This is a genomic window from Actinomadura sp. DC4 (assembly GCF_030406325.1).
Lineage (GTDB): Bacteria > Actinomycetota > Actinomycetes > Streptosporangiales > Streptosporangiaceae > Actinoallomurus.
In genome coordinates, this window is record NZ_JAUEQY010000009.1 from 103119 (window position 1) to 121722 (window position 18604).

16 protein-coding genes and 1 pseudogene are annotated in these 18604 nt (G+C 71.5%); 14 read left to right on the forward strand and 3 right to left on the reverse strand.

All coding sequences use genetic code 11. From position 1 onward, the window contains the following. Positions 1–876: a neutral zinc metallopeptidase gene (locus tag QWU11_RS16890; protein WP_290109520.1), complete on the forward strand. Its 876-nt coding sequence runs from the start codon at positions 1–3 to the stop codon at positions 874–876. Position 877: 1 nt separating this feature from the next. On the opposite strand, the gene QWU11_RS16895 is transcribed toward QWU11_RS16890, so the two are convergent. Continuing rightward, complete coding sequence (locus tag QWU11_RS16895) at positions 878–2818, reverse strand: hypothetical protein (RefSeq protein ID WP_290109522.1); 1941 nt, start codon at positions 2816–2818, stop codon at positions 878–880. A gap of 254 nt (positions 2819–3072) precedes the next feature. Between QWU11_RS16895 and QWU11_RS16900 the strand changes: the two genes are divergently transcribed. The 7 genes from QWU11_RS16900 (at position 3073) to QWU11_RS16930 (ending at position 11377) form a co-directional block, all read left to right on the forward strand. Beyond that, a complete protein-coding gene (locus QWU11_RS16900; RefSeq protein ID WP_290109568.1) occupies positions 3073–4254 on the forward strand; it encodes an ROK family transcriptional regulator in 1182 nt (393 codons plus the stop codon). A 20-nt stretch (positions 4255–4274) separates the two neighbouring features. Continuing rightward, complete coding sequence (locus QWU11_RS16905) at positions 4275–5789, forward strand: sugar ABC transporter ATP-binding protein (protein WP_290109590.1); 1515 nt, start codon at positions 4275–4277, stop codon at positions 5787–5789. After that, complete coding sequence (locus tag QWU11_RS16910) at positions 5786–6850, forward strand: ABC transporter permease (RefSeq protein WP_290109601.1); 1065 nt, start codon at positions 5786–5788, stop codon at positions 6848–6850. Before QWU11_RS16905 ends, QWU11_RS16910 begins: the two co-directional genes overlap by 4 nt. Positions 6851–6884: 34 nt before the next feature. After that, the gene (locus QWU11_RS16915) at positions 6885–7925 is read left to right on the forward strand and encodes a substrate-binding domain-containing protein (protein WP_290109641.1); all 1041 of its coding nucleotides are present in this window, start codon (positions 6885–6887) and stop codon (positions 7923–7925) included. Continuing rightward, positions 7922–9097, forward strand: a complete 1176-nt coding sequence (locus QWU11_RS16920) for a Gfo/Idh/MocA family oxidoreductase (protein WP_290109644.1) — start codon at positions 7922–7924, stop codon at positions 9095–9097. Before QWU11_RS16915 ends, QWU11_RS16920 begins: the two co-directional genes overlap by 4 nt. Positions 9098–9112: 15 nt before the next feature. Beyond that, positions 9113–10123, forward strand: a complete 1011-nt coding sequence (locus QWU11_RS16925; protein ID WP_290109675.1) for a sugar phosphate isomerase/epimerase family protein — start codon at positions 9113–9115, stop codon at positions 10121–10123. A 234-nt stretch (positions 10124–10357) separates the two neighbouring features. Continuing rightward, positions 10358–11377 carry an ice-binding family protein gene (locus tag QWU11_RS16930; protein WP_290109707.1) on the forward strand — a complete coding sequence of 340 codons (1020 nt, stop codon included), beginning with the start codon at positions 10358–10360 and terminating at the stop codon, positions 11375–11377. Between the two features lie 113 nt (positions 11378–11490). Here the strand turns inward: QWU11_RS16930 and QWU11_RS16935 are convergent, their stop codons facing one another. After that, complete coding sequence (locus QWU11_RS16935) at positions 11491–12579, reverse strand: hypothetical protein (RefSeq protein ID WP_290109709.1); 1089 nt, start codon at positions 12577–12579, stop codon at positions 11491–11493. Further along, positions 12560–12922, reverse strand: a pseudogene (locus QWU11_RS16940) (SDR family oxidoreductase); the annotation flags it as partial. The gene QWU11_RS16935 and the pseudogene QWU11_RS16940, both read right to left, overlap by 20 nt. Before the next feature lie 264 nt (positions 12923–13186). On the opposite strand from QWU11_RS16940, the gene QWU11_RS16945 reads away from it, so the two are divergent. From QWU11_RS16945 to QWU11_RS16970, 6 genes are all read left to right on the forward strand, one after another. After that, entirely contained in the window at positions 13187–13519 is a 333-nt protein-coding gene (locus tag QWU11_RS16945; protein ID WP_290109710.1) for a YciI family protein, read from the forward strand. A 34-nt stretch (positions 13520–13553) separates the two neighbouring features. Then, the gene (locus QWU11_RS16950; RefSeq protein ID WP_290109729.1) at positions 13554–14609 is read left to right on the forward strand and encodes a MerR family transcriptional regulator; all 1056 of its coding nucleotides are present in this window, start codon (positions 13554–13556) and stop codon (positions 14607–14609) included. A gap of 17 nt (positions 14610–14626) precedes the next feature. After that, positions 14627–15058: a hypothetical protein gene (locus QWU11_RS16955; protein ID WP_290109731.1), complete on the forward strand. Its 432-nt coding sequence runs from the start codon at positions 14627–14629 to the stop codon at positions 15056–15058. Between the two features lie 141 nt (positions 15059–15199). Then, positions 15200–15607 (forward strand): hypothetical protein, encoded by a 408-nt coding sequence (locus QWU11_RS16960; protein ID WP_290109733.1) that lies wholly within the window; start codon positions 15200–15202, stop codon positions 15605–15607. Between the two features lie 2 nt (positions 15608–15609). Next, positions 15610–17874 carry a caspase family protein gene (locus tag QWU11_RS16965; RefSeq protein WP_290109759.1) on the forward strand — a complete coding sequence of 755 codons (2265 nt, stop codon included), beginning with the start codon at positions 15610–15612 and terminating at the stop codon, positions 17872–17874. Between the two features lie 132 nt (positions 17875–18006). Continuing rightward, positions 18007–18585 carry a hypothetical protein gene (locus QWU11_RS16970; RefSeq protein ID WP_290109774.1) on the forward strand — a complete coding sequence of 193 codons (579 nt, stop codon included), beginning with the start codon at positions 18007–18009 and terminating at the stop codon, positions 18583–18585. The last annotated feature ends 19 nt before the right edge of the window (positions 18586–18604 follow it).

Here is an 18604-nt window from a genome sequence, read left to right on the forward strand (position 1 = left end):
GTGGACTTCGACGACGACGCCCAGCTCGACGCATCACAGGTCGAGGACTCACGAGGCGGAGGGGGGCTGCCGTTCGGCGGCATGGCCTTCGGGGGAGGCGCGGTCGGAGTCGTCGGCCTGATCGTCGCCCTGATCTTCGGCATCAACCCGGGACACATCGTCGGGGGCGGTGGCGACGGCGGCGCGTCGTCGTCGTCGGGGAACCTGTCCTCCAAGTGCCGTACGGGCGCCGACGCCGACCAGTCCGAGGACTGCCGCATCGTCGGCGTGGTCAACAGCGTCCAGAAGTACTGGACCGGGGAGTTCGCCGACAGCGGCCGCGACTACTCGGTGGCGCCGACCCGCCTGTTCAGCGGCTCGACCTCCACGGCGTGCGGCAGCGCGACCGCCGAGGTCGGCCCGTTCTACTGCCCGGGTGACAAGCGCGTCTACCTCGACCTGGGGTTCTTCTCCGAACTGCACGACAAGTTCGGCGCCAAGGGCGGCCCGTTCGCCCAGGCGTACGTCGTCGCGCATGAGTACGGGCACCACGTCCAGGACGCCCTGGGCACGATGCGCAAGGTCGGAGACAGCCGCCAGGGCGCGACGAGCGGCTCCGTACGGCTCGAACTGCAGGCCGACTGCTACGCCGGAGTGTGGGCCAAGCACGCCGTACAGACCGGGTTCTTCAGCAAGCCCTTCACCAGCACCGACATCGCGGACGCCCTGGACGCGGCCGGTTCGGTCGGCGACGACCGCATCCAGAAGCGCGCCCAGGGCCGTGCGGACCCGGAGACCTTCACGCACGGCACCTCGGCGCAGCGGCAGAAGTGGTTCTCCACCGGGTACGACACGGGCGCCCCGTCCCGCTGCGACACCTTCTCCGGGGCGATCTGAGTCAGCGGATGAGCGGCTGCTGGGGGTAGGCCTCGGCCTTGGCGGGACGCCGGTTCAGCACGTCGGTGACGCTCTCGATGCCACGGCTCGCGCCGAGGCCGAGCAGGGCGGCCACGCCGACGATGAGCGTGGTCACCCAGAACGGGGCGTCGTTGTAGGCGGCCAGCGTCTGGACGAGCGCCAGGATCGTGACGCCGAGCAGGGTGCCGAACACCCCGGCGCGCCGCCCGTAGACGCTGACCCCGCCGAACAGCACGGCGGCGAACGCGACCGTCGTCAGGTTGATGCTGCTGCTGTCGGCCTCCTGGAAGCGCATGAGCACCGGGATGGCGGCCAGCCCGGCGAGGAAGCTCGACCCGGTGAGCCCCGCGACGGCGCCCAGGCCGGCTCGCGGGCCGGTCCACCTGCCGGGCTCGCCGTCGCTCCGGGCCGCGCTCAGCGTCCGGCGTACGGCGGGCAGGAGCCACAGACCGGCGCCGCCCGCCGACAGCACGAAGAACAGCCCGTACCAGAGGGCGGTCGGATAAGACCCCTCGAACCGTATGGGGATGATCGGGCCCTCGCCGCTGAAGGAGAGCGTGATCGCCTGGATCACGGCGACGGCCCCGAGGCTCGCCGCCCAGGCGGGTACCGACAGGACCGCGACCAGGATGCCGAGCAGTAGCCCGATGAGGGTGGCGAGCAGGATCGCCAGGATGAACGCGGCCGGTTTGCTCCACTGATCGGCGACGACGAGGTGCGCGGCGAGTGTCGCGGAGAAGACGAGGATGGACCCGACGGCGAGGTTCGGCGAACCGGTCCGCAGCGAGAAGGCGAGGCCGACGGCCACCAGGCCGACGTACCCGGCCTGGTCCAGGGCGACGGTGAGGTTCTGGTGCGGCGTGAACGCCGCCGTGCCGATGAGGAGCGCGACGACGATGACCGCGAGGACACCCTCCCAGATCAGGTGCACGGCGAGCCGGTCGCGCCCGGCGGGGGTCTCGCCGGCCGGGGGTCGTTGCGATGCCGCCGCCCAGGGGTGCGGCTGCGGCCCGGGGGGCTGTTGGCCGGGAGGCGGCGGACCGGGCTGGACATAGGCCCAGGCGGGCGCCGGCTGCGGCCGGTACGGCGGAGGCGGTCCACCGGCGGGGTTCGCCGGTCCGGGCGGTCCGGCCATACCGGGCGGCGGGGGGAGTCCGGGTTGTCCGGGCGGCGCGGGATGTCCGGGTTGTCCGGGCGGCGGCTGCGGCATGCCGGGCGGCAGGGGAGTCCCCTGGCCTTGCGCCCACCACGGCTGCTGCTCCGCGGGCCCGGCCACCGGCGTCGGCGACGCGGCGGGATCACCCGGGGCCACACCGGTGTCCGGCGCTTCGCGGCCGGGCGCGGGCGGCGTGGAGTCGTTCAAGGTGGCGTTGGTGTCCTGCTCGGACTCCGGCGGCGCGGACGCGCTGAGTGCCGCGTCCGGCTCTTCGCCGGTCTTGGACTCCGGCACCGCGGCGGCGCTCGTGTACTGCCCGGGATCCGCGGGTGCCGCGCCCGGCGTACCACGGGCGGGTGCGGGCTCCGGCCACGAAAAGGTGCCCGGTTCGCCGCCGCCGGCCTCTGGCGGTGCGGAGTCGTCCAGGGCCGCGCCCGTGTCCTGCCCGGGCTCCTCGGGGGACGCGGAGGCGCCCAGTGCCGTGCCCGTCGTCTCGCGCTCGGTTTCGGACTCCGGCGGGACGGAGTCGTTCACCGTGTCGCTCGGTTCGGGCTTCGGCCATTCGGAGGTGCCGGGCACCGCGCCGCCGTCCGGTTCGTCGTGGCCGGCCGGCGGGTTCGCGGCGGCGTTCGTGTCCTGTTCGGGTTCCGGGGGCGCGGAGTCGGTCGGCTCCGGGGCCTCGGGGTCGGGCGGGGCGGGGGGAGTCGCGCTCACCTCCGGCTCGTTCGCCTTCTCGCGGCCTGGATCGCCGGGGGGTTGACTCACTGCCGCCTCCTCGGGGGACGTCCGTCCCGGCAAATGATCTCATCCGGGCGCGTGCCGATGAAGAGCGTTGACGGCCCGAAACGGCCGACCGGCACAGGGAAAAGCAGCCCCGCCCTCTTCCAGCGCAGAGGTCCCGGGCCAACCTTTGTCCTCGAAAAGAGGAAAGTTCGTCTGAAATCAAAAATAGGTCTTCTCAGATCAGACAAAGCTGGGTAGCGTCCTCGCCACGACCCCCGGAGGACGGCGTGACGCGGATGACGACCCGGCCTGAGAACGTGCACCAGGAGCGCCTGCTGCGCCTGCTGCGAGACGAAGGCCCACGGTCACGCGCGGAGCTCGGGGACGTCGTCCACCTCTCCCGTTCCAAGCTCGCCGTGGAGATCGACCGGCTCGTCGAGCTCGGCCTGGTCGAGCCGGCCGGCCTCGCCGCCTCCCGGGGAGGGCGCCGGTCGAGCATCGTCCGGCTGGCGGCGCGGCTGCGGGTGGTCGCCATCGACATCGGCGCCACCTCGATCGACGTCGCGGTCACCAACGGCGAGCTGGAGATCCTCGGCCACGTCGCCATGGCGTGCAACGTGCGCGAAGGGCCGGACGTCGTGCTGGAGCGGGCGCTCGACCTGCTCGGCAAGCTGCGTGGCGAAGGGCTCGCCGACGAGATCCACGGCGTCGGAATCGGGGTCCCCGGGCCGGTCAGCTTCCGTGAGGGCATGCCGGTCGTGCCGCCGATCATGCCGGGCTGGGACCGCTACCCCGTACGCGAGGCGGTCAGCCAGCGGCTCGGCTGCCCGGTCCTGGTCGACAACGACGTGAACATCATGGCGCTCGGCGAGCTGCACGCCGGGCTCGCCCGTTCGGTCGAGGACTTCCTGCTGCTGAAGATCGGGACCGGGGTCGGCTGCGGGATCGTGGTCGACGGCAAGGTCTACCGCGGCATGTCCGGCAGCGCCGGCGACATCGGGCACATCCAGGTGGACGAGGACGGGCCGACGTGCGTGTGCGGCAACGTCGGCTGCCTGGAGGCGACCTTCAGCGGCGCCGCCCTGGCGCGGGACGCGGTCACCGAGGCACGCGCCGGGCGTTCGCCCTTCCTGGCCGACCGGCTCGAAGAGGCGGGCGAGCTGACCGCGCTCGACGTGGCCGCCGCCGTGGCGGCCGGCGACCCGACCGCGCTGCGGCTCGTACGCGAGGGCGGCCGGCGCGTCGGCAACGTCCTCGCCGGCCTCATCAGCTTCTTCAACCCGGGTCTGGTCGTCATCGCGGGCGGCGTCGCCGGACTCGGGCACATCCTGCTCGCCGAGATCCGGAGTGTCGTCTACCGCCGCTCCCCGCCGCTCGCGACGGGGAACCTGCCGATCGTGCTGTCCGAGCTCAAGAACACCGCCGGGGTCATCGGGGCGACCCGGCTCATCAGCGACCACATCTTCGCCGCCACGTAGGCGGATGAGGGAGGGCACCCGTGCCGGAACCGCCCCTGCTCACCATGCGCGCGATCGTCAAGGAGTTCCCGGGCGTACGGGCACTCGACGGAGTCGACCTGGAGGTACGCCCGGGAGAGGTCCACTGCCTGCTCGGCCAGAACGGCGCCGGCAAGTCCACGCTCGTCAAGGTCCTGTCCGGGGCCCACCAGCCCGACGAGGGCGAGATCGTCTGGTACGAGGACCAGACCCCCCAGCTCACCAGCCCGACCGCGGCCCTGCGCCTCGGCATCGCCACGATCTACCAGGAGCTCGACCTCGTCGGCGGGCTGTCGGTCGCGATGAACATCTTCCTCGGCCACGAGCAGTCGGCGTTCGGCTTCACCCGCCGCGGGGAGATGAGCCGCGCGGCACGCGAACTGCTCGGCCGGCTCGGGCACCCGGAGATCTCCCCGGCCACCGAGGTCGACCGGCTGTCCGCGGCGGCCCGCCAGATCGTCAGCATGGCCCGCGCGCTCTCCTACGACGCGCGCCTCATCGTCATGGACGAGCCCTCGGCGGCGCTCGCCCACGACGAGGTCGCCAACCTCTTCCGCGTCATCCGCCAGCTCACCGCCGCCGGGGTCGCGGTCATCTACATCTCGCACCGGCTGGAGGAGATCCGCGAGATCGGCGACCGCGTCACCGTGCTGAAGGACGGCCGTACGGTCGCGGCCGGGCTGGACGCCCGTACGATACCGACGAAGACGCTGGTGGCGTACATGACCGGCCGCAGCTATGAGTACGTCTTCCCACCCCGCCCGGAGCCGGACGACGGCGAGGCGCCCGAGGTGCTCAGGGTCGAGGGCCTGGCGCTGCCCGGCATCTTCGCCGACCTGTCCTTCTCCGTACGCGCGGGGGAGATCGTCGGCCTCGCCGGCCTGGTGGGCGCGGGCCGCTCGGAGATCCTGGAGACGGTGTACGGGGCGCGGCGGCCGTCCGCGGGCCGGGTGGTCCTGGACGGCCGTACGCTGCGCGGCGGGAGCGTCGTCGCCGCGGTAAACGCCGGCATGGGTCTGGCGCCGGAGGAGCGCAAGTCCCAGGGCCTGCTCCTGCTCGACACCGTCGCGGGCAACGTCAGCGTCGCCTCCCTGCGCCGCTACTCGCGGCTGGGCTGGCTGGACCGGCGCCGCGAGATGGCGGACGCGCGCCGCGAGGTGCGGGCGCTCGACATCCGCCCGGACGACCCGCGGCGGCCGATCCGCACCCTCTCGGGCGGCAACCAGCAGAAGACGCTGCTGGCCCGCTGGCTGCTCAAGGGCTGCCGGCTCCTGCTCCTCGACGAGCCGACGCGCGGCGTCGACGTGGGCGCCCGCGCCGAGCTGTACGCCCTCATCCGCAAGCTCGCCGACTCGGGCGTGGGCATCGTGCTGGTCTCGAGCGAGATCCCCGAGGTGCTCGGGCTCGCGGACCGCGTACTGGTGATCCGGGAGGGCCGCGTCATCCGTGACGACGACGCCCGGCGGCTGGACGAGCACCAGGTGCTCGACCTCGTGATGGAAGGGAGCCGCACATGAGCGGGCCGGAGGGCATGCGAACGGACGCCGCCGAGAAGCCCCCCGCCGACGAGCGGGCGCGAATCGAGGCGGCCGCGAACCAGGGCACCGGGAGGTTCCGGCTCGCCGAGCTGCGCAATCTCGGGCTGCTCGGCGTACTCCTCGTCCTGATCCTCGCAGGGTCGCTGACCAAGCCGGCGGAGTTCCTCACCTACGACAACGTCGTCGTCATCCTCACGCTGGCCTCGGTCAGCGGCGTGGTCACCGTCGGCATGACCTTCGTCATCATCGGCGGCGGCATCGACCTGTCGGTCGGCGCCATCGTGGCGCTCGCGACGGTGTGGGCGACGACCCAGGCCACACAGATGTACGGCACCGGCGGAGTGATCTTCTGCGCACTCGCGGTGGGCGTCGGCTGCGGCCTGGTCAACGGGCTGATCATCGCGTACGGGCGGATCGTCGCGTTCATCGTGACCATCGCGATGCTGGCCAGCGCGCGCGGCCTGGCGATCAACATCTCGTCCGGCCACACCCAGACGCTGAAGGCCGACAACCAGACGCTGGTGAACCTCGGCTACAAGGACGAGTTCCTCTTCGGCCGGATCCCGCCGCTGGTCATCATGTTCGCGCTCGTCGTGGCGGCCGGCTGGATCGTGCTGAACCGCACGACGTTCGGGCGCCGGACGTTCGCGATCGGCGGCAACCCGGAGGCCGCCCGGCTCGCCGGGCTCAACGTCCGGCTGCACACCCTCCTGCTGTACGTCCTGTCCGGGCTCTGCTGCGGCGTGGCCAGCCTCATGCTGATCGTGCTCACCGGCAGCGGCACCTCGGCCAACGGCAACCTGTACGAGCTAGACGCCATCGCGGCCGTGATCATCGGCGGGACGCTGCTCACCGGAGGCCGCGGCACCCTGGTCGGCTCGGTGCTGGGCGTCCTGGTCTTCACCACCATCAACGACATCTTCACGCTGAACAACCTCACGACCGCCACCCAGCAGGTCGCCAAGGGCGTGATCATCGTGATCGCCGTCCTCGTCCAGCGCCTGGTCGCCGAACGGCGGGCCGGCGCCGATCCCACCTGAATCCCTCCCTCAGCACGGTGCCGAAAGGACGATCATGACCAGACCAGCGTTCGGACGCAGAGGCTTCCTGACCAGCGGAACCCTGGTGGGCGCCGGCGCGCTCGCCGCCGCCTGTACGAGCAACGCCGACCCCACGAGCGGCGACGTCGCCGACACGAAGAACACCGCGGCGAACGCGGCCCCGGGCAAGCACGTGACCATCGGCTTCGCCGGCCCGCAGGCCGACCACGGCTGGCTCAACGCGATCAACGAGAACGCCAAGAAGGAGGCCGGGAGGTACTCCGACGTCCAGCTGAAGATCACCGAGGGGTCCAACGACGCGGCCCAGCAGGCGAGCCAGATCCAGACGCTCATCAACCAGAAGGTCGACGTCCTGATCATCCTGCCCGCCGACGGCAAGCAGATGACGCCGACCGGCCGCAAGGCGATGACCGCCGGCATCCCGGTCATCAATCTCGACCGGGTCTTCGACACCGCACAGGCGTACCGGACCTGGATCGGCGGGGACAACTACCGCATGGGACTCAACGCCGGCGACTACATCGGCAAGCGGCTGGGCGGAAAGGGCACCGTGGTCGAGCTGGCCGGGGTCGACACGCTGCCGCTCACGCAGGACCGTACGCGCGGCTTCAACGACGCGCTGCGCAACTACCCGGGGATCAAGAGGGTCGGCCGGGCGGCGGCGGAGTTCACCGTGCAGTCGGGCCAGGCCCGGATGGCGGAGCTGCTGCAGGCGCACCCCAAGTTCGACGCCCTGTGGAACCACGACGACGACCAGGGGATCGGCGCGCTCCAGGCGATCAAGCAGGCGGGCCGGTCGAACTTCTTCATGGTCGGCGGCGCGGGCTCCAAGAGCGCCATGGACTCCATCAAGAAGGACGACAGCGTGCTCAAGGCGACCGTGCTCTACCCGCCGACGATGGCCGCCTCGGCGGTCCGCATCGGCCGGCTGCTCGGGCAGAGCAAGGGCATGGGCGACCTGGCCGAACGCGAGATCCCCGCGTCCGTCACGCTCTTCTCCGCGGTCGTGACCAAGGAGAACGTCGACGCCTACCTGCCGCTGGCCTTCGAGTGACGGGGACGTCGCGCGAGACCATCGGGGTCGGGATGGTCGGGTACGCGTTCATGGGGCGGGCGCACTCCCAGGCCTGGCGCAACGCCGGCGCCTTCTTCGACCTGCCGTACACGCCCGTCATGGCCGCGCTGGCCGGCCGGTCCCGCGACCAGGCCACCGCGGCCGCGGACCGGCTCGGCTGGGGAGCGGCCGAGACCGACTGGCGTGCGCTGATCGAGCGGGACGACGTGGACATCGTCGACATCTGCACGCCGGGCGACACCCACGCCGAGATCGCGATCGCGGCGCTGGAGGCCGGCAAGCACGTCCTGTGCGAGAAGCCGCTCGCCAACACGGTCGGCCAGGCCGTCGCCATGGCCGAGGCCGCGGACCGGGCGCGGGCCGGCGGTGTACGCGCGATGGTGGCCTTCAACTACCGCCGCGTGCCCGCGCTCGCCCTGGCCCGCGACCTGGTCGCGGAGGGCCGGCTCGGCACGATCCGGCACGTACGGGCGCAGTACCTCCAGGACTGGATCGTCGACCCGGACTTCCCGCTGGTGTGGCGGCTCGACGCGGACAAGGCCGGGTCCGGGGCGCTCGGCGACATCGGCGCGCACATCGTCGACGCCGCGCAGTTCGTCGCCGGCGACCGGCTGACCGGCGTCTCCGCGACGCTGGAGACGTTCGTCAAGGAGCGGCCGCTCGCCGGAGAGTCCGCCGGCCTCGGCGCCGCCGCGGCGACCGGGCGCGGGCCGGTGACGGTGGACGACGCCGCCCTGTTCTTCGGCCGGATGTCCGGCGGAGCGCTCGCCTCCTTCGAGGCGACGCGCTTCGCCACCGGCCGCAAGAACGCGATGCGCCTGGAGATCAACGGGTCGGACGGCAGCCTGGCCTTCGACTTCGAGGCGATGAACGAACTCTCCTTCTACGACGGCACCGAGGACCCGCGGACCGCCGGCTTCCGGCGGATCCTCGTCACCGAACCGGACCACCCGTACGCCGGTGCCTGGTGGCCGCCGGGGCACCTGCTCGGGTACGAGCACACCTTCACCCACGAGGTGCGCGACTTCCTGGCGGCCATCGCCGACGGCACCGACCCGGCTCCCTCCTTCGCGGACGGCCTGGGCGTGCAGCGTGTGCTCGACGCGGTCGGCCGCAGCGCCGCCGGCCGCGGCGTCTGGACCGACATCTGACCCCCTGGAGGAACCATGCCGCGACCGATCACCCTGTTCACCGGTCAGTGGGCCGATCTTCCGTTCGAGGAGGTGTGCCGGCTCGCCTCCGGCTGGGGCTATGACGGCCTGGAGATCGCCTGCTGGGGCGACCACTTCGAGGTCGACCGCGCCCTCGGCGACGACGCGTACGTGCGCGGCCGCCTGGACATTTTGGAAAAGCACGGCCTGAAGGTGTGGGCGATCTCCAACCACCTGGTCGGGCAGGCCGTCTGCGACGCCGTCATCGACGAGCGGCACAAGGGCATCCTGCCGGCCCGCATCTGGGGCGACGGCGACGCCGAAGGCGTGCGCCGGCGGGCCGCCGAGGAGATGAAGGACACCGCGCGTGCCGCCGGCCGGCTGGGCGTACGGACCGTCGTGGGGTTCACCGGGTCGCCGATCTGGCACACCGTCGCGATGTTCCCGCCGGTGCCCGAGTCGATGATCGAGGCGGGCTACCGGGAGTTCGCCGACCGCTGGAACCCGATCCTCGACGTCTTCGACGAGGCCGGCGTGGGCTTCGCGCACGAGGTGCACCCCAGTGAGATCGCCTATGACTACTGGACGACCGTCCGCACTCTGGAGGCGATCGGCCACCGCCCGGCGTTCGGGCTGAACTGGGACCCCTCGCACTTCGTCTGGCAGGACCTGGACCCGGTGAACTTCCTGCTCGACTTCGCCGACCGCATCCGGCACGTGGACTGCAAGGACGCGAAGGTCCGCACCGGCGACGGCCGTCGCGGCCGGCTGTCCTCCCACCTCCCGTGGGCGGACCTGCGGCGCGGCTGGGACTTCATCTCGACCGGGCACGGCGACGTGCCGTGGGAGGACTGCTTCCGCGCGCTCAACGCCATCGGCTACGAGGGGCCGATCTCGATCGAGTGGGAGGACGCCGGCATGGACCGGCTGACCGGCGCCCCGGACGCGCTCGCGTACGTGCGCAGGCTGACCGAGATCGAGCCCCCGGCGACCGCGTTCGACGCCGCCTTCGGTTCGGGGGACTGAGCCGCGCGCGAGGGCGTTTCTTTGCGGTTCACCGAGATCCTTTCGAAGGAGCGTCGGGCAGATCCGTGACCGCACGACCGCATGGGGCGGTCGTGCGGTCACGCGTCGAACGACCGGAGGCACCCGGGGCGAGAGCCTCGGCGCGCTGGGGATCCTGCGGCGCACTCCGAAGTCGGCCTCCGTGAAGGGGAACCCATGGGGACAAGAGGTTTCACAGGCGTCATCCGCAAGATCATGCGACCATCCCGGCCGGCACGCGCCCTGGCTCTGGCCGGTTTGGCCGGTGTCCTGGTCGGCGTGGCCGGCCCGGCGAGGGCGAGCACCGCCCCGGCCCCCGTACCACTGGGTGCCGCCGCCAGCTTCGCGGTTCTCGCCGGGTCGACGGTCACGAACACGGGTCCCACCACGGTCACCGGCGATCTCGGCCTGAGTCCCGGCACCTCGGTGACGGGCTTTCCCCCTGGGCAGGTGAACGGAACCGAGCACATCGCCGATGCGGCCGCGTCGCAGGCAAAGAACGACCTGACCACCGCCTATGACAACGCCGCGGCCCGTCCGGCCACCGAAACGGTCCCCGTCGAACTCGGCGGCACCACCAAGACACCCGGTGTGTACGACTCTCCTGCCGGCACGTTCGGGATCACCGGAACGCTGACGCTCGACGCTCAGGGCGACCCGAACGCCGTGTTCATCTTCAAGGCGGCGTCCACGCTGATCACGGCGTCGGCGAGCAGCGTGAATCTCGTCAACGGCGCCCAGGCCTGCAACGTGTTCTGGTCGGTCGGCAGCTCCGCGACGCTCGGAACCGACTCCACTTTGCGAGGGAACATCATGGCGCAGGCGTCGATCACCGTCACGACGGGTGTGATCGTGGACGGCCGGGTGCTGGCGCGCAGCGCCGCGGTCACGCTGGACACTGACACGATCACCCGCCCGAACTGTGCCAAGTCGGCCGTCGGTACCACCACCACGCTGACCTCGTCGGTGAACTCGGTACCGGTGGGCCAGCCCGTGAGCTTCACCGCCACCGTGGAGGCCACCACGGGTACGGCCATACCGACGGGCCAGGTGGTGTTCACCGACGGCCGGAAGGCCATCCTCGGCGCGGTCACTCTCGACGGCGCGGGGCACGCGGTACTCACCACGTCCGGGCTTTCCCCCGGAGTCCACCGGATCAGGGCGGTCTACCTCGACACGAAGGCGTTCGCCGGAAGCACTTCACCGAAAGTCACGGAGTACGTCCTCCCGGCCTGACCAGCCGGCGAAGCCGGAGGAACCGATGGGGTCGCCCCGCGTCCCGACCCGGCGCGGGGCCGGCTTCTCGGCGCTCAGCGCCTTCTGTCTGGACGGGAGGTCGCGGGCGGCCGTCACTTGCCGTGTCGGCCGTGCCTGACCTCGTCGGTGCCGGTCTGTTCGGCGAAGATCCAGTTGCCGGAGTGCGTCCGCAGGCCGGGCAGCCACGTGCCCGGCGTGTCGCGGGAGGCCGCGAGCTGCTCGGCGGCGTGGTCGCGCATCTTGCTGTGCGCGTGGGTGAGGTGCAGCCCGACCACGCCGAAGCCGGGGTAGCCGACGTCGTTGCCGCGCGTGTCCTCGTACGCCGCGCCGAGCGTCTCGGCCGCACCGGCGTCGAGGTCCTTGCCGAGGGCGGTGATGGACGCGGGCTCGATCTTCTTGATCGCGCTCTGGTCGGCCGCCGAGGGCGCGCGGTAGCCGGCGGGCAGGGTGACGCCGGGCGCGAGCTGCTTGGGCCAGTCCAGCGTGGTCTCCGTCTTGGCGAAGCCGTGGGAGGCACGGCTGCCGACGTAGTAGCCGCCCAGGGCGGCTCCGCCGGCGCCCAGCGTGCCCAGCACGGCCTTGGCGCTGACGGAGGAGGAGGTGAGGACGTCGATGATCGTCGTCGCGATGCCGTTGACCTTGGCGATGCCGTTGATCAGGTTCTTGGCGTACTTCGCCGCGTCGAGCATCTCGACGTTGGTGACGAAGGTGGTCTGTACGTTCGCGCCGGGAATGGCGGCCATGGCGAGCATGCGGGCGACGTAGTCGAGCACCGCCGAGCCGATCACCGCCGACGACAGCCCCAGCGCGCTGTACCCGATGGCACATCCCTTGAGCGTGCCGTCGATGTTGTCGTACATCGCCGCGGCCTGTTCGAGCGTGTCCTGGTACGGCTTGACGCGGTTGGCGAGAAAGGCGTCCTTGCCGCGCTCGCTCCAGCGGTCGGCGCTCGCGTGGTGCTCGACGGCCTTCGTCATGTCCTCGCTCGCGGACCGGATCCGCCCGGCGATGTTGCCGTACCGCTCCCCGGCATGCCACATCTGCGCGGGGTCGGACACCAGCGTCGCCAGAGGGAGCGCGACGAACGCGGCGAGAGGGAAGACCGTGGAGGCCGCCGCCGCGTTGGTCGCGCCCCAGACGCTGGGCGCGGAGGTGACGACGTCAGAGACCGAGATGCCCATGATGGTTACTCCAAGCGATGAGCCTGTGCCACGTAGGGAAGATCGTCTGCGTCCCACTATCGCAGAGCAAGGCCTGACTTGGCGGGTCGCGCCGCCCGTAGGTCGAGGCGCAGAGCCCGCCGTCGACGGTGACGATGACGCCGCTGGTGTAGGCGGACCGGTCGGAGGCGAGGAAGGCCGTCATGTCGGCGATCTCGCGCGGGGCGGCGATCCGCCCCGGCGGGAGCGAGGCCAGGTGCTCCTCGAACCCCTCGCGCGTGCCCATCAGCGCGGTGATCCGTTCGGTCGCGACCGGCCCCGGGTTCACCCCGACCACCCGGATGCCGTCCCGCATGCTGCGGCCGCCGAGGGCCCGCGCTCCCGGCGATGTAGTCGAAGTCGGGCCGCTCGCCCGCCGTGCCGATGACGTTGGTGATCACGCCGTGCCCGCGCTCCTTCATCCGGGCGTAGACCAGCCGGGTGAGGTCGATGTAGCCGTACACCTTGAGGTCCCAGGCCGTACGCCAGGCCGCGGCGTCCACCTGCTGCAGCGAGCCGCCGGGGTTGTCGAGAACGGCGTGACCGCTCCGACGTCAGGGTGACGGCGCGGCAAGGAGGGACGACGCGGATGAAGTATCTGGTGGCGGTCTACGGGAACGCGTGCGAGGCGTGGCGGCGGGAGACCGCCTGGAGCCGGAGGTACTTCGAGACCGGTGAGCTGCTCGGCGCCTACGACCTGGCCGACCCCGTGACCGCTCGGCTCGTACGGCGGGAGAACGGGGCGCCGGTCGTCACCGACGGCCCCTACCTGGAGGCCCGGGAGCACCTCGTGACGTTCTACCTGCTGGATTGTGAGAACGAGGAGCGCGCGCACGAGATCGCCGCGGACCTTCCCCGCGCGGACACCGTCCCCGCCGAGGTGTGGCCGATCCTGCATGGGTCCGCGGCCGATCTGGTTTGACCTTCAAGCAGGTTGAACGCCGACAATCGCCCCCATGGACGACACCGACCCGCTGATGAGCATCGGCGCCTTCGCCCGCCAGGTCGGGCTGGCCCCGAGCGCCCTGCGGTTCTACGACGACTGCGCCGTGCTGCACCCCGCGTTCGTTGACGACGCGACCGGCTACCGCTACTACGCCGCGAGCCAGGAGGCCCGCGCGGTCCTCGTACGGCGGCTGCGTGAGGCGGGCGTACCCCTCACCGACGCCTCGGTCGTGCTCGACGGGTCCCCCGAAGACGCCCGCGCCCTGCTGGCTGAGCACGCCGGGAGGGCACGGCAGGCGGCGCTGTCGGCCCGGTCGGCCATCGAGGAGATCCTCCGCGACCTGCCGGGCGGGCGGCACCGGACCATGGCGCGCGTCGGCGGTGCGGAGCTGGCCGGTGCCATCCGGCAGGTCGCACCGGCGGTCGCGGCCGATCCCGTACGCGGGGAGTTCCCCGTGCTCGGCTGTGTGCTGATCGAGATCGACGGCGAGGAACTGCGCCTGGCGGCGACGGACCGGTACCGCCTGGCGGTCCGTACGCTGCGCTCCGGCTCAGCCGAGGGTGCGCCGTGCCGCGTGGCGGTCGCGGTCGAGGACATGGAGGAGGTCTCGTCCTGGGCCATGCGCCTGCCCGAGGTCGGCGTCGAGGTGGACCGGGAGGGCACGCGGCTACGGGGCGGCGGCGAGGTACGGGCCCTGGCGACGGCCGGTGTGGAGTTCCCCGACTACCGGACGATGCTGGAGGAACTCCCGGCGTTCCGGCACCGGATCATCACGGGACGGGCCGCTCTCCTCGGCGCGCTCTCCGGCGGCGGAGCGGTCACGCTGCGCGCCGAGGAGCAGCGGCTGACGCTCACGCGCGGCGACGCCGTCACGGGCGAGCTCGCCGCGATCACCACGGGGCCGCCTCTGCGGATCGCCTTCGACCCGGACGTGCTGTTCCGGGCGCTGGACGCCGGCGTGGGCCCCGACGTGCTGTTGGAGATCGCGTCGCCGGTCCAGCCGGTCGTCGTGCGCTCCGCAGACCAGGGCGGCTTCACCACCCTGGTCATGCCGGTCCGCGCGTGACACCCATCCTCCACCGATTGAGAGAGACCATGGATCCCGACAACCCCGTCGTCCGGCTGTGCTCAGAGGGCATGCGGGCCGAGGCCGAGGGCCGCGACGCCGACGCGCGCGACCTCTTCCGCAAGGCGTGGGAGACCGCCGGCGACGACTACGAGGCGTGCGTCGCGGCCCACTACCTGGCCCGGCACCAGCCGACCCCTCAGGAGACCCTGCGCTGGAACCAGGAGTGCCTCGACCGGGCGGACGCGGTGGCGGACGAGCGGGTCGAGGGCTTCTATGCCTCTCTTCATCTGAACCTGGCCAAGACGCATCAGGATCTGGGCGACCAGGGCAAGGCGCGGGAGCACTTGGAGCTGGCCGCCGCGCACGTCGGCGCGGTGCCTCCGGGGCCGTACCGGGAGATGGTGTGGTCCGCGATCGACAAGGGGCTGCGCGCCGGCGGTTCCTGAGCTGCGCACTTCCGGTCCGTTTTATTTCGCCTGTCCGTAAATCGACTTAACGTCGCCCGGATGGAGGATTCGCTTCACGCTCCGGCCGTTTACTGAAATGATCCGGCGAAACGTACGGGGAAAAGGTGCGCTGGGGGCGCGATGAGCGGTCACAACGAGGGCGCTTCCGGCACGGCGAGCCTTTCGCTCGTCGTCCACGCCGACCCGGAGACGGACCCGGAGCGGGCCGAGCGGCTGGTCCGCCTCCTGCGCGGCGAACTCGCCCGGCTCGAGGTCGCCTCGGTCTCCACCGTGGCCGCGGGGCCGCCTCCCGAACGGGCGAAGGGTACCGACCCGGTCACGCTGGGAGCCCTGGTCGTGGCGTTCAGCGCCTCTGGCGGAGTGTTCACCACGCTGATGGGCACGGTACGGGACTGGCTGGACCGGCAGTCGGGCCGGCACCGCGTCTCGGTGACGATCGACGGCGACACCATCGAGCTCGAACGCGCCTCGGAGGCGCAGCGGCAAGAGCTTCTCGACGCCTTTGTCCGACGCCATTCGGGCGATTAGCGATGGGCCGGCGGCTGGCGCTTTTAATCGCCACGTACCAGTACCAGGACACCGGGCTGCGGCAACTGACCGCGCCGGCGCACGACGCGGAGGCGCTCGCCGGCGTACTCGGCGATCCGGAGATCGCCGGGTTCGAGGTCACCACGTTGATCAACGAGCCGCACTACCGGGTCGGCGAGGCCATCGGCGACTTCTACCGCGACCGGCGCGGTGACGACCTCACCCTGCTCTACTTCACCGGCCACGGCCTGAAGGACGACGAGGGCCGGCTGTACCTCGCGATGACCAACACCCGCCGCGACGCCCTGCTGTTCACCGGCCTGTCCGCCGAGCACGTCGACCAGGCGATGGAGGGCTGCGTCTCACGGCAGAAGGTGCTGATCCTCGACTGCTGCTACAGCGGGGCGTTCCCGGCGGGCCGCCTCCCCAAGGCCGACACGGCGGTGCACACTCTCGAACGCTTCCAGGGCCGCGGCCGTACGGTGCTGACCGCCTCCGACGCCACGCAGTACTCCTTCGAGGGGGACCAGGCGCAGGGCGACGCGCCGCAGTCCGTGTTCACGCGCTACCTCGTGGCCGGGCTCCGCGACGGCGGCGCCGACCTCGACAATGACGGCGACATCACCGTCGACGAGCTGTACAGCTACGTCCACGACCGGGTCGTGGCGGAGATGCCGCAGCAGCGGCCCAAGAAGCTGGACAACGTCGAAGGCCGCACCGTCATCGCACGCAACGTCGGGTGGTCGCTGCCGGCCCACCTCGCGAACGCGATCGAGAGCCCGATCGCCAGAGAACGGCTCGCCGCGCTCGACGGCCTCGCCCACCTGTACCGGATCGGCAACGATGTCGTACGTGGCCAGGTCCTGGAGCGGATCCGCGACCTCGCCGACGACGACAGCAAGCGCGTGTCCGCCGCCGCGACCACGGTCCTGGACTCCCTCCTCACCCGGCCGCCCGAGCCTCCCGCCGAGCCGCGTCCCGCCGAAGCGCCGCCTGCCGAAGCGCCGCCCGTACGAGAACCCGACCCGGTCCCGGCCGAGCCGGCCGCGAAGCCATCTCCCGTACGGGCGCCCGACCCCGAACCGGCTCCGGAGCCCGCGCCCGTACGAGCGGCCGCCCCGGCGCCACCGCCCGAGCCGGAAACCGAACCCGAGCCAGAGCACGACCAGGCTCCCCGGCCCACTCCGGTCGCGCCGCGCGGAGTGGGACTCCTGGACCGGGCGGGCCGATCCAAGGTCCTCCTGGCCGGTGCCGCCGCGCTGGTCCTCGCGATCGTCATCGTCATCGTCGTCGTATCGCAGCACGGCGGCGACGGCTCAGGCGGACACGCGACCGGTTCCGTCGGCGCGGCCAAGGCCGCCGGCTTCAGGACGGAGCTGACGGGGCTCAGCGGCCCGGTCGGCGCGGTGACGTTCAGCCCGGACGGCAGGGCCGTCGCCGCCGTCGGGAACGACGGCACAGTGGGCGTGTGGAAGGTGGCCGACGGCCGGTCCCTCGGCATGCTCCGCGGCCACGCCGACCCGCAGTCGCACGTGGCGCTCAGCCCCGAAGGCCGTACCCTCGCCGTCTCGACCCCGTCGAAGAACGAGTTCTCCACGGTGCGGCTGTGGACCGTGGCCACCGGAAAGCTCGCGGACACCATCACCGGGAAGGGCGTGGCCTACAGCCTGGCGTTCAGCCCCGACGGCCGTACCCTCGCCTTCGCCAACACCCTCGCCGCGAGCAAGAGCTACGACAACCCGATCCGCCTCTGGGACACCGCGACCCACCGCGACGTGGGAAAACTCGGCGGCCACACCAACGGGATCGAGGTCCTGGCCTTCGACTGGTCCGGCAAGCTGCTCGCCAGCGGCGGCTCCGGCCAGAACCCGGTCCGGATCTGGGACGTGCCCGCCCACGGACTTCGGGTGAGCCTGACCGGCGGGGACGACGCCTACGCCGGCGGCCTGGCCTTCAGCCTGTCCGCGGAGTCCCTGCTCACCGCGCGTTCCCGTCAGGTGCAGATCTGGCAGGTGAACGCCGGCCGGGCCACCGGCGACTTCACCGCGCCCGGCGACGGTGTCGCGGCCGTCGGCTGGAGCGAGTCCGGCAAGGCTCTCGCCATGGGGCACGGCGACCCGGTCGTGCTGTGGGACGTCTCCGCACGCAAGCAGCAGGCGACGTTGCCGGGCGGCTGCCCGAAGGCCGTGGGGGCGTTCAGTCCGGGTGAGGAGATCTTCGCGGACGCGTGCGGGGACGGCGCCGTTCGGCTCTGGAACATCAACTGACTAACGGACGGCCGGAATTGCGCTGTGTCGCATAAGTCACATATCCGGCGATCTACCGAGATGTAGAGTTCCGCATTGGTGCGCCGGGAAGCCTGGTCGGCAACGACTACAGGTATGTCCGGGGGAGGCGCAATGAACGAATTCGTACGGGTGGCGATCGAGTTTCCGGGGGCCGGCTTCGGCCTGCTTCTCATCGTCGTGCTCTTCTACTGGCTCCTGGTCGCGCTCGGCGTCCTCGACGTGATGATCGGCCCGGTCGTCGCCGTCCTGATCTCGATGTTCGTCGCGTTCGCCTGGTTCGTGAGCCTGGCCGGCGGCGTGCTCCTGCACCGTGCCGACCTGTCCGGGCGGCTCCCCTCCACCGCCGTGCTCGTCGCCGCGGTCCTGCTCGCCGGCCTGCTCACCCGGCTGCTGAAGCCCCCGCTCGCGCGGATGCTCACCGAAGAACAGGTTCCCACCAGGCGTGACTTCGTCGGCCGCATGTGCGTGATCCGTACGGGCCGGGTGGACCTGACGTTCGGTCAGGCGGAGGTGCGCGCCGCCGACGGATCGGCCGCCGTGATTCAAGTACGGCAGCAACGGAACCGGGAGGACGAAGCCGCCCTCAAAGCAGGAAGTACCGCACTGATCTTCGACTACGACGCCGACGGTGAGTTCTTCTGGGTGATGCCGTACGACGCGGAGCTAGATCCCCATCGTCCACCTCGCTGAAAAACAACTCTCCCCGCAA

What these genes read in the sequence shown, in the direction of transcription:
- QWU11_RS16900 (WP_290109568.1), top strand. Translation starts at nt 3,073, where the DNA reads ATGACGACCCGGCCTGAGAACGTGCACCAGGAGCGCCTGCTGCGCCTG.
- QWU11_RS16910 (WP_290109601.1), top strand. Translation starts at nt 5,786, where the DNA reads ATGAGCGGGCCGGAGGGCATGCGAACGGACGCCGCCGAGAAGCCCCCC.
- QWU11_RS16915 (WP_290109641.1), top strand. Translation starts at nt 6,885, where the DNA reads ATGACCAGACCAGCGTTCGGACGCAGAGGCTTCCTGACCAGCGGAACC.
- QWU11_RS16925 (WP_290109675.1), top strand. Translation starts at nt 9,113, where the DNA reads ATGCCGCGACCGATCACCCTGTTCACCGGTCAGTGGGCCGATCTTCCG.
- QWU11_RS16930 (WP_290109707.1), top strand. Translation starts at nt 10,358, where the DNA reads ATGCGACCATCCCGGCCGGCACGCGCCCTGGCTCTGGCCGGTTTGGCC.
- QWU11_RS16935 (WP_290109709.1), bottom strand. Translation starts at nt 12,579, where the DNA reads ATGGGCATCTCGGTCTCTGACGTCGTCACCTCCGCGCCCAGCGTCTGG.
- QWU11_RS16945 (WP_290109710.1), top strand. Translation starts at nt 13,187, where the DNA reads ATGAAGTATCTGGTGGCGGTCTACGGGAACGCGTGCGAGGCGTGGCGG.
- QWU11_RS16950 (WP_290109729.1), top strand. Translation starts at nt 13,554, where the DNA reads ATGGACGACACCGACCCGCTGATGAGCATCGGCGCCTTCGCCCGCCAG.
- QWU11_RS16960 (WP_290109733.1), top strand. Translation starts at nt 15,200, where the DNA reads ATGAGCGGTCACAACGAGGGCGCTTCCGGCACGGCGAGCCTTTCGCTC.
- QWU11_RS16965 (WP_290109759.1), top strand. Translation starts at nt 15,610, where the DNA reads ATGGGCCGGCGGCTGGCGCTTTTAATCGCCACGTACCAGTACCAGGAC.
- QWU11_RS16970 (WP_290109774.1), top strand. Translation starts at nt 18,007, where the DNA reads ATGAACGAATTCGTACGGGTGGCGATCGAGTTTCCGGGGGCCGGCTTC.